Below are 18,200 nucleotides of genomic sequence, written 5' to 3'. Positions count from 1 at the left end.
GGAAGGGGTTTCCCAGGCGTTTCCCGTTTCCCGTTGTGTTGGGCTACGCGCGCCTCCTCGACGCGGAGGGGTGAGGGGGCACAGTCTCGGAGTGCCCGGCGACAGTCGGCCGGTGCGAAGACGACGGGCACCACCACCCGCGGGACACCGCGGCGGAAACGGGGAACGGACGGGGAACGGACATGGCGATGCGTACGACGGTGGGGGCGGCAGTGGCAGCGGCGGCCCTCCTGGCGTCGGGGGCGGGGCCTCACCTCACCCCGGCGGCCGCGGCACCCGCGCCGAAGGCGGCGGGGTCGTGCGACGTGCTGGCCACCGGCGCCTCGGCGGTGGCGGAGAGGGCGGTACGGGCCGCGTGCGAACAGATCGGCGTCTGGTACACCTGGGGCGGTGGCCACGGGCCGCAGCCGGGGCCGACGTACGGTCAGGTCGACCCGACCGACCCGGACAGCGCGCACGACCCGGAGCGGCTGGGCTTCGACTGCTCGGGGCTGGTCCGGTACGCCTATGCCCGCGCGGCCGGCGGCGACCCGCTGGCCGGCAACGCCTACCACCAGTTCAACTCGCCCCAGGTGCAGCAGCGGTTCGCGGCGGCCGAGGGAACCGGGCCGCTGCTGCCGGGGGACCTCCTGGCCTGGGGGTCAGGGGGCTCCATCCACCACATCGCGATCTACCTGGGCGCGGGCAAGATGGTCGAGGCCCGCGAATCCGGCACCCGGATCACCGTCAGCGACGTGCGGCTGGGCGGCGACTACGCGGGAGCGGTCCGTATCGCCGCGTCGGCGACGCCGGCGCCCGGTACGTTCAGCACGTGGGGCACGGACGTCTGGACCCACACGGAACCGTCCACGGGGAGCCCGCGGGCGCACCGGTTCCCCGGCCCGACCACCGTGCGCATCGACTGCCAGAAGCACGCCGAGCCCGTGACGGCCGAGGGCTACACCAACGACGCCTGGTCCTACCTGCCCGAGTACGGGGCGTGGATCACCAACATCTACATCAAGGGCCCGGCCTGGCTGGACGGCGTACGCACCTGCCCCTGAGCACACCACCGCACCGCCGCTCCCGCCGACGTCCGGAGCGGGACGCGGCCGGCTCAGCTGATCGGTCCGAAGACCTCGGTGCGGTCGAAGTCGGCGTCCATGCCGTCCAGCACCGGGCCGAGTTGCCTCTCCTCGTACGTGAAGTGGGTCTCCATGACCGCCTCGATTCCGTCGAGGTGGAGGTGTGCCACCTCCGGGTCGGCCGAGTCGGCCACCGCCTTCCGCAGGGCACCGATGAGGTGCTCGATCATGTTGTGGTCCTGTGTCAGTTTCGCGACCACCGGCGCCAGGTCGGGTCGTGCCCGCAGCACTTGCGGGAACAGCGAACCGTCCTCGGCGCGGTGATGGCCGGAGAGGGCTGCGCAGAACCCGTGGCAGAACAACAACAGGTCGGTGCCGATGTCGGCGGGGTCGCCCCCGTCCAGTCGTGCCCGCGCCAGCGCCAGCGCGGTGCGCAGCTTGCCGTGGACCCGCTGCAGTTCCCCGCTCCAGGCGGTGAGGCGATCAGGCTTCACGATCACCCTCCCGTCGCGGTCGGGGGCCGGGGAAGTGATCCCCGGAGGAGGGAAGCGGGATCTTCTGTGAAATCGAGACGGGAATGGCCGTAGCCACCTTCCGGTACGACGCCTCCATGCCTGACGATCTGTCCGCCACCGGCACGCGACGCTGCACCAGATTATATGCGTGCCGTGTCCGGCCCTGCGGCGGACGCGTCCGCGACATCGGCTGCGGGGACCAGGCGACCGGCGTGCCCCCGCCCACGGGGCGTGCTTTCGCGCCGCCCGGGGCGCGGCCTTCGTGAACTCCACAACGGGCTGAGCCGACGCGGCAGGTCCTGGTGGCGCCCTCGAAGACGGGGTGGGCGAGCTTCACGGAGACGACCGCGGTCAGGCCGCTGAGAACGGCCTCGGCGGTCATGTCCTCGTCGTCCTGCTCTCGTTCTCCGACTCGAAACCGAGGGCCTGGGAGTGGACGAGACTCGGAGGACAGGGGTTGAGCCGGGCCACGAAGGCCCGAAGGGCCGTCGGTGTGCAGACCTCGGGGTCCGGCAGGAACGCGATCGTCGTGCCGTGCCGGTCCGTCGCCTCGTTCCTCGTCAAGGCGGTGATCGGGGTGCCTTCTCGTACTCCTGGGTCCAGCGGTGGCCGTCCCGGTGGACCTCGACCATGAGACGGCTCGACCTGGACGGCCAGACCCCGTCCGTTGTCCGCGACGCGAATGCCGCCCTCCGTGGTGAGGGTGACGTCGATGAACGTCGGCGTGGCCGGCCAGGTGCTAGTCGGCCCCGCCGAAGGCGCGGGCGGGGCCCTCCGGGCCGGGCCCGAGGTGAGTTTCCCGCACGTTTGCGGCGGCCGGGCGGCCGGGCGGCCGGGCGGCCGGGCGCTGCCGACGCGCGGCGCCGTTCGGCAGTGGAGGTTTTGGCTCTTCACCGGCGCCGTTTCTCGTAGGCCTCCCGGATTCCGCCGGCGAGCCCCACGAGCATTGCCATCCCGACCATGACCTCGGCCGCGGCGCGCATCCCCCAGCCGTGGACGTCCCCGGCGGCCCGCGGGGAGACCTTGCCCCGGGGGTCGTGCACCACAGCGAGGGACTCGCCCTCCTTCGCGAGCCGCGAGGAGGTGTCCAGGTGCTTCGGGCCGCCTGCGGGGCAGTCCAGGCGGTGGTCGTACGAGGTCCGGGTCGTGGAGGTCCAGTGGCCCTCGGCGTCCATGGAGGACTCCGTCTCGGTGTGCTCGGTGACCTTCAGGACGACGCAGCTGATTTCGACGCCCCTGTCCTCCAGCACGCTGTGCCCGACGGACGCGAGCGCGAGGAGGGCGCCGAGGCAGGCTGGGAGGGCGGACAGCGCGATGACCGAGGCCCCGCGCCGTGCGGCGAGGGCGGCGTGCAAGCCGAGCAGGACCAACGGGAGCAGCAGCCCGCCGACGAGGAACTCCCAGTCGCTCAGCGACCCGTACGCCGACTCCCGGGCCACCCCGAACGCCAGGGCCGCGGCCAGCGGCGGCACGGCCAGCGCCGTCGCGGTGCGCGCGAGCCCGCGTCCCCATCCTCCATGCCAACGCGTCATGCCCGCCCCCGTGGCTCGTGCCGGTGCCCTCCACGTAACCGCGATGCCATGCGGCACGTAAAGACCGCGACCGGCCGCCATCCGTTTCGGGCGGGCACGACGACGCTCGGAGCGAAGCACGCCTTTACAAGTTGAAGTGCGAATCACCGCACGGCTGTGAGGAAATGCCCCGATAGAGAAGCATTTTCAGTGAATGCGGCCTACTTGGAACGTTGCCATCTCGTTAAGAATTCACTCCTTGACGGTGGTGACGGCGGCGAGTTGACTTCGCCTACCTCGGCCGGACGAATACGGCCTCGTCAGGGAGGTTTACGTAGTGAACGCACATCTGGGGCGGGCCGCCGTTGCCGTGGCCGCTTCCGCGATCACCGTCTCGCTCGCCGCTTGCGGATCCGCGGACGAAGGCGACGGAAGACCCGGGAGTGCCGCCAAAAGCGACACGATCAGAGTCGGTCTCCTGCTTCCCGAGGACGAGACCGTGCGCTACGAGAAGTTCGACAAACCGCTCATCGAAAAGGAGGTCGGCAGATTCACCCGCGGCAAGGGCGAAGTGCTCTACGTCAATGCCAGGCAGGACGCGGCTGTTCAGAATGCGCAGGTCGAGGCGATGATCGGCAAGAAGGTGGACGTCCTGATCATTGACCCGGTGGACTCCAAGAGCATCGCCGGCTCGGTCAAGAAGGCCAAGGACGCCGGCATCCCGGTGGTTGCCTACGACCGCCTGGCCGAGGGCCCGATCGACGCCTACACCTCCTTCGACAACCACGACATCGGCAGGGTCCAGGCAAAGGCGCTGCTCGATGCGCTGGGCGACAAGGCCAGGTCCGGCCAGGTCGTCATGATGAACGGCTCGGTCACCGACCCGAACGCGCGGCAGTTCAAGCAGAGCGCGCACTCCGTCCTCGACGGCGAGGTGAACATCGGCAAGGAGTACGACACGGTCGACTGGAAGCCGGAGAACGCCACCGCCAACATGACGGCCGCGATCTCGGCCCTCGGCAAAAGCAAGATCGTGGGGATCTACTCGGCCAACGACGGCGTGGCGGGCGGCGCCATCGCCGCCCTGAGGGCCGCCGGGGTGTCCCCGCTGCCGCCGGTGACCGGCCAGGACGCCGAACTCCCCGCCGTGCAGCGGGTCGTCATGGGCGAGCAGCTCATGACCGTGTACAAGCCGTACGCCCCCGAAGCCTCGGCCGCGGCGGAGTTGGCCGTCGCCCTCGCCAAGGGCGAGAGGATCGACGGCATCATCAACCAGATCGTCGACAGCCCGACGACCAAGCGGGTGCCGTCGGTGCTCGTCCCCGGCATCGCGCTGAACAGGGGCAACATCAGGGCCACGGTGATCCAGGACGACGTGTACACGGTCGCGGAGATCTGCACCGACAGGCTGAGGGCCGCGTGCGAGGAGATCGGCCTGAAGTAGCGGCGCCCGCGACCGGGTGCGTACGGCCGGTTGCCATCAGGGCGGCACGGCAGGGCAGCACCGGTAGGGCAGCACGGCAGGGCAGCCGGCGCCGGGGTCACCTCCAGTCGTCGGGGCCGGGGTCGCCGCCTTCTGCCCAGATCACCAGGCGGCGCAGGTAGTGCGTCCAGCCCTCGGCGTGGGCCGTGCAGGCGGCGGGGGAGGGGAGGCCGCGGTGTGTGAGCCGAAGCAGGGTGCCGTCCTCGACCGGTTCGAGGGTGATGTCCACCGTGCTGGAGCCGGGAGGCACGGCTGGATCGCCCTGGACCCAGCCCCAGGTGAACACGATCCGCACGGGTGGGTCGATCTCGATGAACCGGCCCGCGGCGACGTCGTCGCCCCGGACGTTCGTCCGGTAGCCGCCGCCGGGCGCGAAGCGGAACTCCCCGTTCTTGCCCATCCACGCGAGCCACTTGTCGTCCTCGGTGAGGAAGGAGAACACCGTCCTGGGGCGCGCGGCGACGTGTCGCTCGAGTACGAGTACGTCCGTAGCGGGTGCGTTCACCGTGGGGGTCCTAGAGGCTCGCGGGGCGGGGCCGCCTGGTCAGTGGGGCGCGGTCCGGTGGCCGTGGCCGAACCAGCGGCCTCGACGGCGGGGGGTGTCGGCGGCCGGAGTGTCGTCGGGTTGTCCGGTCGGTCCGTCGCCCTGCGGCTCCCGGTCACGGTCGATGGCTGCCTGGTTGCGGGCCGCGTCCAGGTCCCGCCGGGCCCGGGCCGAACGGCGGGCCGAGCGGCGGGCGCCGATCATGGTCAGGGCCAGGCCCAGGAGAGCTGCGGCCCCCACGATGATTCCGGTCAGAAACAGGGCTCCGGTCGAACCGGTGGCGTGATAGCCGAAGATCGAGAAGTCACCGCCGGCCCCGAGACCGTGCGCGGGACCGGTGTTCCCGAACACTCCGACGAGTCCGACGACGGCAGCGGCGATCAGGATGATGAGTCCGAGGACGAGAAGCATGGAAGTCCTCCTTGTATCCGCGCCCGGACAGCCGCCGGACACGGTCGGCGCCTACCCGGCTTGTGAACGGTCAAGCGAGAACGACGGACGCCTACTCGGCCTGGGAGGTGGCGTGGGACAGTGCCACGCCGCCGATGATCAGGGCGAGGGCGAGGAGGCGGCCCGGGGTCAGCGGGTCCTTGTGGACCACGACGCCCAGTGTGATGGCGCCGGCCGCGCCGATCCCGGTGAAGACGGCGTACGCCGTGCCGACCGGCAGGCCCTTCATCGCCATGGACAGCAGATAGACCGCGACGGCGGCGAGCGCGAAGCAGAGCAGCGTGGGCAGCGGGCGGGTGAACCCGGCCGTCGGTTTGATGCTCTGCGACCAGGCGACCTCCACCAGGCCGGCGGTGATGAGGAGGAGCCAGCTCACAGAGACGCTCCTGCCGTGCGCGCGGCTTCCAGTGCGGCCGCGCGGGACGCGTCGTGCGCCGCGCGCCGGCCCGCGAGGGCGGGATCGGTGCGGGAGTTGACCAGCTCGGTGCCGAGGAAGGTCATGGCCTCCTCCGGTACGGCGAAGTGTCCGGCGAAGAAGTCGCGCAGGTAGCGCTCCTGGTGGTCGTAAGGGTGGCGCGGGGTGCCCGGGCCGTACGCTCCGCCGCGTGCGTACGTCACGACGAACCGCCGTCCGGCCAGGGACATGCGCGGGAAGGTGACCTGGTCGATCCAGGCCTTCAGGGACGCCGGGACCGAGTAGTTGTACATCGGCGTGGCGATCAACACGACGTCGGCGGCGACGAGTTCGGACAGCAGCGGCTCGACGACGGCCCAGGCCGCCTCCTGCGCCGCAGTGCGTACGGCCTCCCGGTAGCGGGCGGGGTCGGTGATCTCGTGCTCCAGGACGTAGTCGCACAGCTCGGTCCATGCCTCGCCGATCTGCGGGACGGGGGTCCGGGCCAGGTCGCGGTGGATGTGGACGCCACCCGGGTGGCGCGCCCGCCAGGCGCCGGCGACGGCGTCGCCGGCCTCCCGGCTGAAGGACTGGCGGCGGGCGCTGGCATCGAGGTGCAGCAGCGTACTCATGACGGGACCCCTCGGTATCGACGGAAAGCAGTAACCGGACACGGCGTCCAGTTATACCCGACGAGAGGCTCAACCGGACACGGTGTCCAGTTATTCCGGTAGGCTGGGGCCCCATGGGGACGAGTGAACGTGCGGACGCCGCCCGCAACCGGGCCAAGGTGCTCTCCGCCGCCGCCGAGGTGTTCGCCGCCGGTGATCCGCGGGCGGTCACGATGGAGGACATCGCCCGGGCGGCCGGCATCGGCCGCGGCACGCTCTACCGCCGCTACCCGGACGTCACGTCCATCGCGGCGGCCCTCCTCGACGAGCACGAACGCCGCCTGCAGGAAGAGCTGTTGCGCGGTGCGCCGCCGCTGGGTCCCGGTGCGCCGCCGCGCGAGCGGCTCACCGCCTTCTACGCGGCCATGGTCGACCTGCTGGACACCCACGGCCACTTGGTGCTGGGCGCCGAGACCGGCGGGAAGCGCTTCATCGTCGGCGCGTACGGCTTCTGGCGCGTCCATGTCCTCGCCCTGCTGCGCGAGTCCGGCGCCCCGGACCCGGAGGCCCTGGTCGACAGCCTGCTCGCGCCGCTGGCTCCTGAGGTCTTCCTCCAGCAGCGAGCGCAGGGGGTGACGCCGGACCGTGTCAAGGCGGCACTGGGGCGGCTGGCGAGCGTGCTGGCCGCCGACTGATTCCTAGGGACGGCCGGCCCCACCGCCACCTGGCCGCGCGGTCAGCGCTGGCGGGTGAGGATCCCGGTCGCCTCTCCGGTCCGGTACCGGACACGATGGTCGTCCAGAAGGGTCAGGGTCTGCTCGCCGATGCTCTTGCACCTGCCGGTGGGGATGCTCTCGGTGACCATCGTGTCGAGTTCGATCGTGGTGGAGTCGGCGGCCACGAGGGTGCCCGTTCCCCTGCACTGGATCGTGCTGCCGGTCGCGTTACTGGTGGTGCGTGTGGTGACCATCTCGTCACCGACCTTCCCCTGCCGGATGGTCATGCGCCGATGGTGTTCCCCGGTGTCGTCACTGATCGATCCCTCCCATACGCCCAGGAAGACCGCCGGCACGGCGCTCGTGGGAGAAGAGGACACCGGGGACGCCTCGTTCGGCGCCCGGCCGGGCGGCGGTGTTTCCGGCGGGACGGCGCCCGGAGTCCGGGCCGGGGGAGGGGAGGGGCCCGGACTCTTGGCGGAGGTGGTCCACATCGTGGCCCCGATGCCCAGGACGGGTATCACGATGCCGATGACCCACCAGGCCCATCTGGGCGGGTTGCTCCCCGGGTAGCTCCCCGGGCCGCCTGCCTGCGAGGGCGTCTGTTCGGCCGGCGCCGTCTCCTCGCCACGCGTGTGGGTCACTTCACTCCCCCTCCAGGACCGGACTGCGACAAGGCTAGCCAGCCGAGCGCGGGTCCCCGGCCCGAAAGGGCGGATCCGCCGGCGAGGAGTGCCGCTTCGCCCCGGATGGCCGGCGGGAAACCGTGCACGTCGGGGCCCGGGTCGTCGACCGCGTCCCGGGGAGCCGTCACTCCCCGGGACGCGGCCGTCTGCCCTGCGGTCTGCTCAGCCGGCGGCGAGGAGGGTGAGCGTGTCGATCACGCGGTTCGAGAAGCCCCACTCGTTGTCGTACCAGGCGACCACCTTGACGTGGCGTCCGTCGACGCGGGTCAGCTCCGAGTCGAAGATCGACGAGGCGGGGTTGCCCGTGATGTCGGAGGAGACGAGAGGGTCTTCGGAGTACTCCAGCACCCCCGCCAGCGGTCCCTGCGCCGCAGTGCGGTAGGCCTCCAGGACCTCCTCGCGCGTCACCTCGCGGGCGACGGTGGTGTTGAGCTCGACGATCGAGCCCACCGGGACCGGCACGCGGATCGAGTCGCCCGACAGCTTGCCCGAGAGGTTCGGCAGCACGAGGCCGATCGCCTTGGCGGCGCCCGTCGAGGTCGGCACGATGTTGACGGCTGCGGCGCGCGCCCGCCGGGCATCGCGGTGCGGGCCGTCCTGCAGGTTCTGCTCCTGCGTGTAGGCGTGCACCGTGGTCATGAAGCCGTGCTCGATGCCGGCGAGGTCGTCGAGTACGGAGGCCAGCGGGGCCAGCGCGTTGGTCGTGCACGAGGCGTTCGAGACGATCGTGTGCGCGGCCGGGTCGTAGGCGTCGGTGTTGACCCCGTAGGCGAGCGTGACGTCGGCGCCGTCGGAAGGTGCGCTGACGAGCACCTTGCGAGCCCCCGCCTTGATGTGGCCGCGCGCGGCCTCGGCCGAGGTGAAGCGGCCGGTCGCCTCCAGCACGATGTCCACGCCGAGCTCGGCCCACGGCAGCTGCTCGGGTTCGCGTTCGGCCAGCACCGCGATACGGCGGCCGTCGACGACGAGGACGTTCCCGTCGACGGTCACGGGGCGCCCGAGCCGGCCGGCGGTGGTGTCGTAGGCGAGCAGCCGCGCGAGCGTGGTGGGCTCGGTGAGGTCGTTGACGGCGACGACTTCGAGGTCACTGTCACGTTCGAGCAGCGCGCGCAGCACGTTGCGTCCGATGCGGCCGAATCCGTTGATGGCGATGCGAGTCATGAGCGATGTCCCTTTCGTTCGCCACCAGGTTCGCGCCCGTCGACCGTCCGCGACAGCGGCGAGATCGCCATGGTTCGCAAGGATCCCGCCAGCCGGGGTCCGCGGGGGCCGCTTCCCCTATTCACCTCGGGTGAAGGTGCGCCGGTAGTCGGTCGGGGTGGTCCCGAGGATGCGGTGGAAGTGCAGCCGCAGATTCGACCCGGTTCCGAGGCCGACATCGGCGGCGATCTGCTCGACACTCCGCTCCGAGCGCTCCAGCAGCTCCCGGGCCACGTCGATCCGGGCACGCATGACCCACTGCATCGGCGTGTACCCGGTGTCCTCGGCGAAGCGCCGCGAGAACGTACGCGCCGAGACCCCCGCGTGTTCGGCGAGCGCTTCGAGGGTGAGGGGCTCGCCGAGCCGGTGCAGGGCCCACTCGCGGGTGGCGGCGAACCGCTCGCCGAGCGGCTCGGGCACGCTGCGGGGCACGTACTGGGCCTGGCCGCCGCTGCGGTACGGGGCCGCGACCAGCCGCCGGGCGGCGTGGTTCGAGGCGGACACGCCGAGGTCGTGCCGCAGGATGTGCAGGCACAGGTCGATGCCGGAGGCGGCGCCGGCCGACGTCAGTACGCTGCCCTCGTCGACGAACAGGACGTTCTCGTCGAGCCGGACGAGGGGATACCGGGCGGTGAACGCCCGGGCGTAATGCCAGTGGGTCGTGGCGCGCTTGCCGTCGAGCAGGCCGGTGGCGGCGAGCGCGAACGCGCCGGTCGAGATGGCGGCGAGCCGCGCGCCCCGCCGGTGGGCGGCGACCAGTGCGTCGAGCACGGCCTGCGGCGGGTCGTCGCGGTCGGGAAAACGGTAGCCGGGGACGAAGACGATGTCGGCCCACGCCAGCGCCTCCAGCCCGTGCGTCACGTGGTACGACAGCCCGTCGCCCCCGGTCACGAGGCCGGGTCCGGCACCGCACACCCGCACCTCGTACGGCATGCTGGCGCGGGTCGTGAACACCTGCGCGGGGATCCCGACATCGAGGGGTTTGGCGCCCTCGAGGACGAGAACGGCGACACGGCGGAGAGGGGAAGACGGCACGGTCACGAGGGTACGCGGCGGGGAACGGGGACGGCCGGGGCCGGCGAGCGCGCAGGCCGCGGCCCCGGACGGGAACCGCGGCCGCCGGGATCCGGCACCGCCGCCGGCAGCCGGCACGGCAGACGGGAGTCGGCACCGCCGCGAACCGGCGCCGCCGCCCGGAACCCTCCTGACAGAGCACTGCTAGTACGGCCGGGCCCGAGAGGCGAAGGCCGGGGCCAGCTTGTCCTGGGAGGCACGCGGGAAGGCGACCGTGTTCGGGTCCCCGTCGGAGACGTACCGGCCCGGGCCGGAGGCGAGCTTGTCGAGCCAGCGCGACGAGCCGAACTCGGCGTCCGCGTCCTTCGGCCCCGCCGAACGGATCCGCGGGATCGCGCCGGGGGTGAAGGCCTTGGCGTACGGCGAGACCGAGGGGTTCGCCCCCACGAGGTACACCCCGTCGTGGCGGTATCCGGCTCCCCGTGCGGCGACCCCGTCGGACTCGGGCATGGCCCCGAAGGGCAGGGCGAGCGAGGTGACCCGCGTGCCCGGCGCGGCCGCCTCGATCGCGTGCTGGCCGGCGGTGATGGCCTGCGCGGCGCCGGCCTCGTCCAGGGAGCGCAGGTTCTGATGGCGGTCTGTGTGGTTCCCCACCTCGTATCGGTGCGTCCTCAGCCACGTAAGCGCCTTGGCGGAACCGGTTGCCGAGAAGGCGTCCGCGTTGACGAAGAACGTCGCGACCGGCTTGAACGAGGGGAACTTCTTCGCCGTCTCCGTCAGGATGGCGACAGCGGTGTCCGCTGCCGGTGCGCCGTCCGGGCCGAGCCGCAGCTGGCTGTTGGTCGAATCGTCGAACGTGAGGACCACCGGGTGCGTTCCGGCCGGGATGTCGATGCGGCCCGTCTGGAAGGCCTGCGCGGTGACCGGGACGTAGTTCTCCCGGGCCAGGCGCTCCAGTTCGGCCCGGAAGTCGGCCGGGCTCCGGTCGTACACGCCGGCCGGTTTCGCGGTGAGCTGGTGGTACATCAGAACGGGCACGTCGCCGAGCTCGTCGGCGCCCACTTCCGCCGCGGATCTCGCGGCGCCGTGGGTGGCCGAAGTCGCAGCCGACGGCGCCATCTGTCGCTTTCCGGCGGGCGGTGAGGAGCCCGGGGAGCAGCCTGCGGCGAGCAGGGCGGCGGCGCCGGCCAGGGCGCAGAGCGGAATGAACGGGTGACGCATGCGGGACCCCTCCCGAGGTGGACCGGACGAGCCATACCTACCGGCGACGCGGGTTCCCATATCGCACAGTCCCCTGATCGGCGCAGCCGCCACGCCGGGACGGGCCCCGGCCGTTCGCGTGAAATCCACACGGAACCGAGGATCCGTGCGTCCGTACGGCAATCAATGGAGCATCATCCGGTCACAGCGCTAAGGACGTCATGATGGCCAAGAGGCACATATCCCCCTACTCCTCTTCCTCCGGTCTGCGCCGGCCGGCCCGTCGGCGCGGCTTCATGGCGACGACGGGAGTGCTCGCCCTGGCCGCGGCGGGGGGCGGGGCCTGGGCCTTCCTCGCGTCCGGGCCGGGAGTGGAGGGTCTCGCCGACGGCGCCGTCCTCGATGCCCGCAAGGCCGCGCAGGTCAGCGCCTACCTCGACGCCGAGAGCGCCGGCCGGCGGGAGAAGGTGCACGTCGCTCTCGACGGGGCGACGGTTCCCGTGACCGCGGGGCAGGACGCCCGGCTGCGACTGGGCCTGCCACACCTGACCGAGGGGCGGCACACCCTGGTGGTGGCGGGGGACACGGGTGTTCCCTTCGCCTCGTACCGCAGAGTCGTCGGCTTCACCGTGGACTCCACACCACCCGACCTGAAGGTCGCCGACCCCGCGGTCACGAACGCCGGAGCTCCCGTGACCATCACCGGCAGCGCGTCCGCCGACGCCCGCGTGACCGTCGACGGGAAGAAGGTCCCCGTCGACGGATCCGGGACCTTCAAGGCCACGGTGCCCAAGGGCACCCGCGTGGTGACGATCACCGCTGTCGACCGCGCGGGGAACACCACCACCAAGGCCGTGTCCGCCCGGGGCCGCCGCCCCATGATCCGCGCCGCGCACATCACGGCCATCGGCTGGGGTGACGACACCCTGCGGGGCAACGTCCTCTCCCTGGTGCGCAGCGGCAAGCTCAACGCCGTCGAACTGGACGTCAAGGACGAGGACGGCGAGGTCGGATACGCCTCCCAGGTGCCGCTTGCCCGGCAGATCGGCGCCGCCAAGGGCTACTACGACGCCCGCAAGGCCATCGCCGAACTCCACGCCGCCGGCGCTCAGGTCATCGGCCGCATCGTCGCCTTCCGCGACCCCAAACTCGCGGCGGCCGCCTGGAAGAACGGGAAGCGCGACCAGCTCGTGCTGACCCCGGAGGGACAGCCCTACGACGGCGGGCACTACGGAGCCCTGTCCTTCACCAACTTCGCCGACCCGACGGTGCGCAAGTACAACCAGGACCTCGCCGTCGAAGCGGCTCGGCTGGGCTTCGACGACATCCTCTACGACTACGTGCGCCGGCCCGACGGACCGCTGTCGCACATGAGCTTCCCGGGCATCGGGTCCGCCACCCCGGAACAGTCCATCACCTCCTTCGTCGCCGACACGCGGACCGCCCTGCGTCCGCACGCGGCGTACCTGGGTGTCTCCGTCTTCGGCATCGCCGCGACCCGGCCCACCGAGATCGCCCAGGACATCGGGGCGCTGGCGAAGGTGAGCGACTACATCGCGCCCATGGTCTACCCGTCCCACTGGGGACCGGGGGAGTACGGCGTCGCACAGCCCGACACCGCGCCGTACGCGATCGTGCAGCGCTCGCTCGCCGACTTCGCCCGGCAGGTGAAGGGGACCCAGGCGGAGGTCGTGCCGTGGCTGCAGGACTTCTCGATGGGCAGCACCTACGGGCCGACGGAAGTGGCCGCTCAGATCAAGGCCGCGGCGGCGAACAGGATGAACTCCTTCATCCTGTGGAACGCCGGCGCCCGCTACCAGGGTGCGGCGCTCCAGCAGATCGCCGCGCACTGACAGCGGCGGCAGTTGGCCGGATCCGTGCCGTGTGCGGTTCGGCGCCGCGGGTATGCGCGCGCCATGACCGTAGACAAGACGCCCGTACTGGCCCTGGACTGCGCCGAACCCGAGACGCTCGCCCGGTTCTACGCCGCCCTGCTCGACGCGGAGGTACGGCCCGGACCGACGCCGGACGAGGTGGAGGTGTTCGTCCCGTCGGGCAGCAGGCTCGCCTTCCGCCGAGACGCGGGTTACGCACCGCCGAGCTGGCCCAGGCCGGAGGACGCGCTCCAGGCCCACCTGCGCATCCAGGTTGCGGCGGACGACCTCGACCAGGCCGAACGGGAAGCCGTCTCCCTGGGAGCCCGTCCGGTCGACACGAGCGTCGAGGACGGCCCGCGCCCGGTACGCCGCCTCAGCGATCCGGCGGGGCACTCCTTCGTCCTGGCCGCCGCTCCACCCGCCACGCTTCCCGGAGGGGCGGGACGCCCGTCCTGAGTCCGTGCGTGGCGCCGGCGGGAGCGGCCGGCCCGCGCGGGGCCGTGGACTCTTCCGGTCCACGGCCCCGTACGGCGGTTCAGCCCTCGGCGGCGGTGCGGGCGAGGCGCTGGGCCTCGTCCCTGGTGGACCGCGCGATCGCGTCCTCGTCGACGGTCAGCAGCCGCCCGTTCTCGACGATCTGACGCCCGTTGACGAACGACGCGGTGACCAGGGCCGCCGCGCCGAGGACGAGGGCGATGACAGGGTCGGCGATGGAGGCGTGTGCGAGGGTGTCGAGCTTCCACAGCACCAGGTCGGCGAGCTTGCCCGGCTCCAGGGAGCCGACGCCGTCGGCGCGGCCGAGAACCTGCGCACCGCCGTAGGTGGCGAGGCGCAGGGCCTGGCGCGCGTTGAGTGCGGCCTCGCGATGGGCGCCGAGGCGGTTGATGAGCAGCGCGTTGCGCAGCTCGGTGTGGAGTTCGCCCGACTCGTTGGAGGCGGTGCCGTCGACACCGAGGCCGACCGGCACGCCGGCCTTGAGCATGTCGGGGACGCGGGCGATGCCGGCGGCGAGGCGCGCGTTGGAGGAGGGACAGTGCGCCACTCCGGTCCGAGTGCGCGCGAAGGCTTCGATGTCGGAGTCGTTCATGTGGACGCAGTGCGCCATCCACACGTCCTCGCCGAGCCAGCCCGTCGATTCGAAGTAGTCGGTGGGGCCCATGCCGAACAGCTCGTGGCAGAACTTCTCCTCCTCCACGGTCTCCGAACCGTGGGTGTGCATCCGCACTCCGAGGCGGCGGGCGAGTTCGGCTCCCTGGCTGAGCAGTTCGGTCGAGACGGAGAACGGGGAGCAGGGGGCGACCGCGATCCGGGTCATCGCGTCGAAGGACGCGTCGTGGTGCTTCCTGACGGTCTCCTCGGTGGCGGCGAGGGCACCGTCCAGCGTCTCGACCGCGAAGTCCGGCGGCAGGCCGCCGTCCTTCTCGCTGCGGTCCATGGAGCCGCGGGCGAGGGTGAAGCGGACGCCCATGTCGCGGGCGGCGCCGATGATGGCGCCGGACAGGTCGCCGGAGCCCTGCGGGAAGACGTAGTGGTGGTCCATGGCGGTCGTCACTCCGCCGCGGGCCATCATCGCGAGGGATCCCTGCGCGGCCGCGTGCACCATCGCCTCGTCGATGCGCGCCCAGGTGGGGTACAGGGCGACGAGCCAGTCGAAGAGGTTGTGGTCGGTCGCGAGGCCGCGGGTGATCCACTGGTAGAAGTGGTGGTGGGTGTTGACCAGGCCCGGGGTGACGAGGTGCCCCGTGGCGTCGATGCGCCGGACCACGTCCGTGAGCCCCTCGGGAGCCTTGCCCGGGCCGACCGACTCGATCCTGTTGCCCGCGATGACGAGATGGCCCGAGGCGTACTCGGTGTCCCGGGCGTCGACGGTGGCGATCGCGCAGTTCTCGATCACGGTGCGCTGAGCGGATGCTGCTGTTGCCATGGTGGCGTGTCCTTACTGCTTCGGAGACTCGGATGTCCGGATATGACGTGCGGTGAACGTGTTTGCGGCCGCGCCGCTGAGGGGGAGGCGAGGAGCCGCTCGGCGGGGGCGGATCGACCGCGCCTCTTCGCGACGTGCCGGAGGGCGACGGCGTCGCCGCCCACCCGCCGCGGCGGCGGGAGCAGGCCCGGCCCATGGGAAGACCCGCAGTGCTCGGTGCGGGCGATGCCGTCCTCGTACGCGGCGCGGTCCCACTCGTCGGGGCAGGCGGCGGCGGAGCGCCGGGCCGCGACGTGTCGGGACGTCCAAGGTTCCGGAAACACGCTCCGGCTGTGCATTCTCGGCCTTCCAGTCACCTGCCGGTGGCTTCGGGCCCGGGAGCGCTCACCGGGCTGCGAGAGGAGCGCGGTGGCGTTGGGACGACCCTGGCGGGCGACGGTTTCGTCGCCCACCCGACGGAGCCCGCGAGAACAGGCCCCGCCCCATGGTTTCCACGATCCGAAAGTGTGATTTCGTGCGTGGCGCACCCAAACGTAGGAACTGCCGTCTGGTTCGTCAATAGCCTCCGGCCTCGTGCCCGTTTTGTCCGGGGTCGACGTCCCTGCATGCGCGCCCGGAGCGCCTCCCGGTCTCCAGCGGGAGGCGCTCCGGCAGCACGCCACCGTCCCCGGGGCCGTTCAGTGCCCAGGCTTCTCGTGGCCCGGCTCGTGGCCCTCGTGGTGGCCGGGCTTCCCGGGCTTGACGTGTCCGTCGGGCTTGTGCTCCTTGTGGTGCTTGTCCCGCCGGTTGTGGACGGTGACGGCGACCTGGTGGCCGGGTGTGGCGGCGTCCAGCGTCAGCGGACCGGTGACGGGGTCGCCCGCAAGGACGTAGCCGTCGGGGACACGCGTCTCGACCACGTAGTACTGGCCGTTGTCGAGCGAGGTGAATGCGCAGACGCCCTGCTCGTCGGTGGTGCACTCGTCACCCACGGGGGTGTCGGCGCCGGGGGCCCGGGTCTGCAGGCCGGACGTGCCGTTCGTCTCCCTCCAGAGGCGGAACACGGCTCCGGGAAGGGGCCGGTCCTTCTTGGCGTCCTTCTTCAGGACGCGGATCGAGCCGGGCCGGTCCGACTCCCGCTTCCGGTTGGTGACCGTGACCGCCTTCTCCCGTCCTGTGTCGGCCTCGTCGAGTTCGAAGACCGTGACGGGACTGCCGGAGGGTTCGTACCCGTCCGGAAGGCCGGTCTCGCGCCAGTAGTACGTCTCCCGCACCGGCAGGCTGACCCGGCAGGTGCCCCGTCCGTCGGTCACGCAGACCGCGGACAGCCGGGTGTCGGCGTTCCCACCCGTGCTCTGCAGCCCCGTCACGTCGTTGGTCTCCCGCCACAGTTCGAAGCGGGCTCCGGGGAGGACCGCCCCGGTGCCCTCGTCCCGTTTGGTGAGCACCACCTCGCCGGTGGGGACCGGCGGCGTCTGCCAGCGGTTGACCGCCGTGAGGCTCACCCCGGCTCCGGCGTTCTCCCGCGTCAGCTCCAGCCGGCGGACCGGCTCGTCGGGGAGCAGGTACCCGGGCGGCGCCGCGGTCTCGCGCCAGTAGTACGTACCGATCTCCTCCTCGCGGCTGCACAGGCCGTCGGAGCCGGTGGTGCAGTCGGACACCTTGGTGTCGGGGCTCCGGCCGCCGGTCTGGAGGCCCTCGGTGCCGTTCGTCTCCCGCCACAGCTCGAAGACGGCCCCGGCCAGCGCGCTGCCGTCCTCGTCGTGCTTGACCACGGACACGTTCCCGGTGACGGGCGGCACCGCCGTGCACGAGGGAAGGTCGCCGTTGAAGGGGTACGCGTGGAATTCCGCTCCGAGACCCGTGGTTTCGGTCGGGCTGGTGTGCGTCATGCTGCCGGCGGTGAGGAAGCGGCCGTTGAGGCCGATCACGGAGACGGTGGCCACGGAGGTCCGGGGGCCGATCAGGACGCTGCCGCCGAGCTGCGCCGAGCCCGCGATCTCGGCGGTGTCGGCGCCGGGGAAGTTCCACAGCAGCCGCTCGCGCAGCCCGGCGGGCAGGAGCACGTTGTTGACGCGGACCGTGGGGGAGGAGCCCAGCACGTTCACGAGGACGGTGGCGCCGGCCGGAACGCCCTCGAAGCGGATCGTCTGCTGGGCCGTGCCCGGGCCCGACAGGTCCCGGGAGACGGTGAAGACCTGCAACGGGGAGGTTCCGTTGCCGGTGAAGACGGTCTCCTGAGGGGTCCACGTGGTGGTACCGGTCGCCACCTGGCCGGCGTAGCAGTCGCTCGCGGCGGTGAGGCGGTCCCGCAGGACGGTGTAGGGGGCGGCCGCGTCCGGGTCGTGGGTGAGCGTGCCGGTCGCGGTTCCGGTCAGGGCCGCCCCGTAGCGGATCACGCCCCCGTCGGCCAGCAGCCGCTGGCCCGAGGCCACGCGTACGTCGTTCCCGGCGGTCAGGAAGTCAGAGCCGTTCGACGGGGGCACCCGGGAGCCGACTCCGGCGATGCCGACGTTGTAGACGTTGCCGCCGGCGCTCTTGTTCATGTCGAAGTCGCCGAGGACGACGACCTTGCCCTCGGCCTCGGCGGCGCCGCGACGGACCAGCATGTTGCCGCCGACGAAGACGTTGATGTTGTTGTCCCGGCCGGTGAAGGGGAGGTTGTTGGGTTCCGGCCAGAACGGCGGACAGGCTTCGCCGGGTCCCGTACCGGGGATGCACGGCCCCAGACCGCTGGGCAGCGGGGCCCGCAGGGCGTGTGCGGCCGCCGGGCCGGCGCCGTGCCCGGCGGCAAGGGCGGTGGGCGACCCGACGGCGGCCAGTACGATCCCCACGGCCAGCCCGAGGGCCCGGTTTCCTGCTGACATGACGCTCCGTCCGTTACGGCACTGCTCACGCTGATGCCCTGACAGACTGTGGGCGCGGTGAGGCACGACGGCCGGAGGACACTCCTCCGCTACGGAATCCCGGTACGACAATCACTCACTTGCCGGGCGTTCCGTGCGGGCGAAGCGGGCCGGCTTCGGCTGGGA

General features: G+C 71.8%; 18 protein-coding genes. 5 read left to right on the top strand and 13 right to left on the bottom strand.

What is annotated here, in order from left to right; translation table 11 throughout:
- The first annotated feature begins 182 nt into the window (after positions 1–182).
- Positions 183–1,043 (top strand): C40 family peptidase, encoded by an 861-nt coding sequence (locus ACZ6Y1_RS20185; protein ID WP_469631250.1) that lies wholly within the window; start codon positions 183–185, stop codon positions 1,041–1,043.
- A gap of 53 nt (positions 1,044–1,096) precedes the next feature.
- Here ACZ6Y1_RS20185 and ACZ6Y1_RS20180 read toward each other — a convergent pair whose 3' ends face one another.
- From ACZ6Y1_RS20180 to ACZ6Y1_RS20170, 3 genes are all read right to left on the bottom strand, one after another.
- On the bottom strand, positions 1,097–1,558 hold the full coding sequence (locus ACZ6Y1_RS20180) for a hemerythrin domain-containing protein (protein ID WP_469631245.1): 462 nt from the start codon (positions 1,556–1,558) through the stop codon (positions 1,097–1,099).
- A gap of 399 nt (positions 1,559–1,957) precedes the next feature.
- Positions 1,958–2,143, bottom strand: a complete 186-nt coding sequence (locus tag ACZ6Y1_RS20175; RefSeq protein ID WP_469631242.1) for a hypothetical protein — start codon at positions 2,141–2,143, stop codon at positions 1,958–1,960.
- A gap of 326 nt (positions 2,144–2,469) precedes the next feature.
- A complete protein-coding gene (locus ACZ6Y1_RS20170) occupies positions 2,470–3,111 on the bottom strand; it encodes a hypothetical protein (protein ID WP_469631239.1) in 642 nt (213 codons plus the stop codon).
- Positions 3,112–3,427: 316 nt separating this feature from the next.
- On the opposite strand from ACZ6Y1_RS20170, the gene ACZ6Y1_RS20165 reads away from it, so the two are divergent.
- Positions 3,428–4,534 (top strand): substrate-binding domain-containing protein, encoded by a 1,107-nt coding sequence (locus ACZ6Y1_RS20165; protein ID WP_469631236.1) that lies wholly within the window; start codon positions 3,428–3,430, stop codon positions 4,532–4,534.
- 97 nt (positions 4,535–4,631) lie between these two features.
- Here ACZ6Y1_RS20165 and ACZ6Y1_RS20160 read toward each other — a convergent pair whose 3' ends face one another.
- The 4 genes from ACZ6Y1_RS20160 to ACZ6Y1_RS20145 form a co-directional block, all read right to left on the bottom strand.
- A complete protein-coding gene (locus ACZ6Y1_RS20160; protein ID WP_469631233.1) occupies positions 4,632–5,078 on the bottom strand; it encodes an SRPBCC family protein in 447 nt (148 codons plus the stop codon).
- A 39-nt stretch (positions 5,079–5,117) separates the two neighbouring features.
- On the bottom strand, positions 5,118–5,528 hold the full coding sequence (locus ACZ6Y1_RS20155; RefSeq protein WP_469631230.1) for a hypothetical protein: 411 nt from the start codon (positions 5,526–5,528) through the stop codon (positions 5,118–5,120).
- A 91-nt stretch (positions 5,529–5,619) separates the two neighbouring features.
- On the bottom strand, positions 5,620–5,943 hold the full coding sequence (locus ACZ6Y1_RS20150; protein WP_469631227.1) for a DMT family transporter: 324 nt from the start codon (positions 5,941–5,943) through the stop codon (positions 5,620–5,622).
- Positions 5,940–6,593, bottom strand: coding sequence for an FMN-dependent NADH-azoreductase (locus ACZ6Y1_RS20145; RefSeq protein ID WP_469631223.1), 654 nt, complete (start codon positions 6,591–6,593; stop codon positions 5,940–5,942). The genes ACZ6Y1_RS20150 and ACZ6Y1_RS20145 overlap by 4 nt, the downstream gene beginning before the upstream one ends.
- Positions 6,594–6,706: 113 nt before the next feature.
- Between ACZ6Y1_RS20145 and ACZ6Y1_RS20140 the strand changes: the two genes are divergently transcribed.
- Positions 6,707–7,267, top strand: a complete 561-nt coding sequence (locus ACZ6Y1_RS20140; RefSeq protein WP_469631220.1) for a TetR/AcrR family transcriptional regulator — start codon at positions 6,707–6,709, stop codon at positions 7,265–7,267.
- Between the two features lie 41 nt (positions 7,268–7,308).
- Here ACZ6Y1_RS20140 and ACZ6Y1_RS20135 read toward each other — a convergent pair whose 3' ends face one another.
- The 4 genes from ACZ6Y1_RS20135 to ACZ6Y1_RS20120 form a co-directional block, all read right to left on the bottom strand.
- Positions 7,309–7,932, bottom strand: coding sequence for a hypothetical protein (locus ACZ6Y1_RS20135; RefSeq protein ID WP_469631217.1), 624 nt, complete (start codon positions 7,930–7,932; stop codon positions 7,309–7,311).
- Positions 7,933–8,136: 204 nt separating this feature from the next.
- Positions 8,137–9,135 (bottom strand): type I glyceraldehyde-3-phosphate dehydrogenase, encoded by a 999-nt coding sequence (gene gap / locus ACZ6Y1_RS20130; protein ID WP_469631212.1) that lies wholly within the window; start codon positions 9,133–9,135, stop codon positions 8,137–8,139.
- A 117-nt stretch (positions 9,136–9,252) separates the two neighbouring features.
- Positions 9,253–10,209 (bottom strand): GlxA family transcriptional regulator, encoded by a 957-nt coding sequence (locus tag ACZ6Y1_RS20125; RefSeq protein ID WP_469631209.1) that lies wholly within the window; start codon positions 10,207–10,209, stop codon positions 9,253–9,255.
- Positions 10,210–10,392: 183 nt separating this feature from the next.
- Positions 10,393–11,409, bottom strand: a complete 1,017-nt coding sequence (locus tag ACZ6Y1_RS20120) for a polysaccharide deacetylase family protein (RefSeq protein ID WP_469631206.1) — start codon at positions 11,407–11,409, stop codon at positions 10,393–10,395.
- 200 nt (positions 11,410–11,609) lie between these two features.
- Between ACZ6Y1_RS20120 and ACZ6Y1_RS20115 the strand changes: the two genes are divergently transcribed.
- A complete protein-coding gene (locus ACZ6Y1_RS20115; protein ID WP_469631202.1) occupies positions 11,610–13,241 on the top strand; it encodes a putative glycoside hydrolase in 1,632 nt (543 codons plus the stop codon).
- Positions 13,242–13,304: 63 nt separating this feature from the next.
- Positions 13,305–13,721: a VOC family protein gene (locus tag ACZ6Y1_RS20110; protein WP_469631199.1), complete on the top strand. Its 417-nt coding sequence runs from the start codon at positions 13,305–13,307 to the stop codon at positions 13,719–13,721.
- A 79-nt stretch (positions 13,722–13,800) separates the two neighbouring features.
- On the opposite strand, the gene ACZ6Y1_RS20105 is transcribed toward ACZ6Y1_RS20110, so the two are convergent.
- Both ACZ6Y1_RS20105 and ACZ6Y1_RS20100 read right to left on the bottom strand, forming a co-directional pair.
- On the bottom strand, positions 13,801–15,189 hold the full coding sequence (locus tag ACZ6Y1_RS20105) for an 8-oxoguanine deaminase (RefSeq protein ID WP_469631196.1): 1,389 nt from the start codon (positions 15,187–15,189) through the stop codon (positions 13,801–13,803).
- A 677-nt stretch (positions 15,190–15,866) separates the two neighbouring features.
- Positions 15,867–18,035: a choice-of-anchor A family protein gene (locus ACZ6Y1_RS20100; protein WP_469631194.1), complete on the bottom strand. Its 2,169-nt coding sequence runs from the start codon at positions 18,033–18,035 to the stop codon at positions 15,867–15,869.
- Positions 18,036–18,200: the final 165 nt, after the last annotated feature.

It is taken from the genome of Streptomyces sp. NPDC053432 (genome assembly GCF_055585365.1).
Note: the sequence above shows the minus strand (reverse complement) of the source record. Positions and strands in the feature narration are given on the sequence as shown.

Excerpts from the sequence above, each read along its gene's own strand:
- ACZ6Y1_RS20185 (WP_469631250.1), top strand. The coding sequence starts at position 183 with ATGGCGATGCGTACGACGGTGGGGGCGGCAGTGGCAGCGGCGGCCCTC.
- ACZ6Y1_RS20170 (WP_469631239.1), bottom strand. The coding sequence starts at position 3,111 with ATGACGCGTTGGCATGGAGGATGGGGACGCGGGCTCGCGCGCACCGCG.
- ACZ6Y1_RS20155 (WP_469631230.1), bottom strand. The coding sequence starts at position 5,528 with ATGCTTCTCGTCCTCGGACTCATCATCCTGATCGCCGCTGCCGTCGTC.
- ACZ6Y1_RS20145 (WP_469631223.1), bottom strand. The coding sequence starts at position 6,593 with ATGAGTACGCTGCTGCACCTCGATGCCAGCGCCCGCCGCCAGTCCTTC.
- ACZ6Y1_RS20140 (WP_469631220.1), top strand. The coding sequence starts at position 6,707 with ATGGGGACGAGTGAACGTGCGGACGCCGCCCGCAACCGGGCCAAGGTG.
- gap (WP_469631212.1), bottom strand. The coding sequence starts at position 9,135 with ATGACTCGCATCGCCATCAACGGATTCGGCCGCATCGGACGCAACGTG.
- ACZ6Y1_RS20120 (WP_469631206.1), bottom strand. The coding sequence starts at position 11,409 with ATGCGTCACCCGTTCATTCCGCTCTGCGCCCTGGCCGGCGCCGCCGCC.
- ACZ6Y1_RS20115 (WP_469631202.1), top strand. The coding sequence starts at position 11,610 with ATGATGGCCAAGAGGCACATATCCCCCTACTCCTCTTCCTCCGGTCTG.
- ACZ6Y1_RS20110 (WP_469631199.1), top strand. The coding sequence starts at position 13,305 with ATGACCGTAGACAAGACGCCCGTACTGGCCCTGGACTGCGCCGAACCC.
- ACZ6Y1_RS20105 (WP_469631196.1), bottom strand. The coding sequence starts at position 15,189 with ATGGCAACAGCAGCATCCGCTCAGCGCACCGTGATCGAGAACTGCGCG.
- ACZ6Y1_RS20100 (WP_469631194.1), bottom strand. The coding sequence starts at position 18,035 with ATGTCAGCAGGAAACCGGGCCCTCGGGCTGGCCGTGGGGATCGTACTG.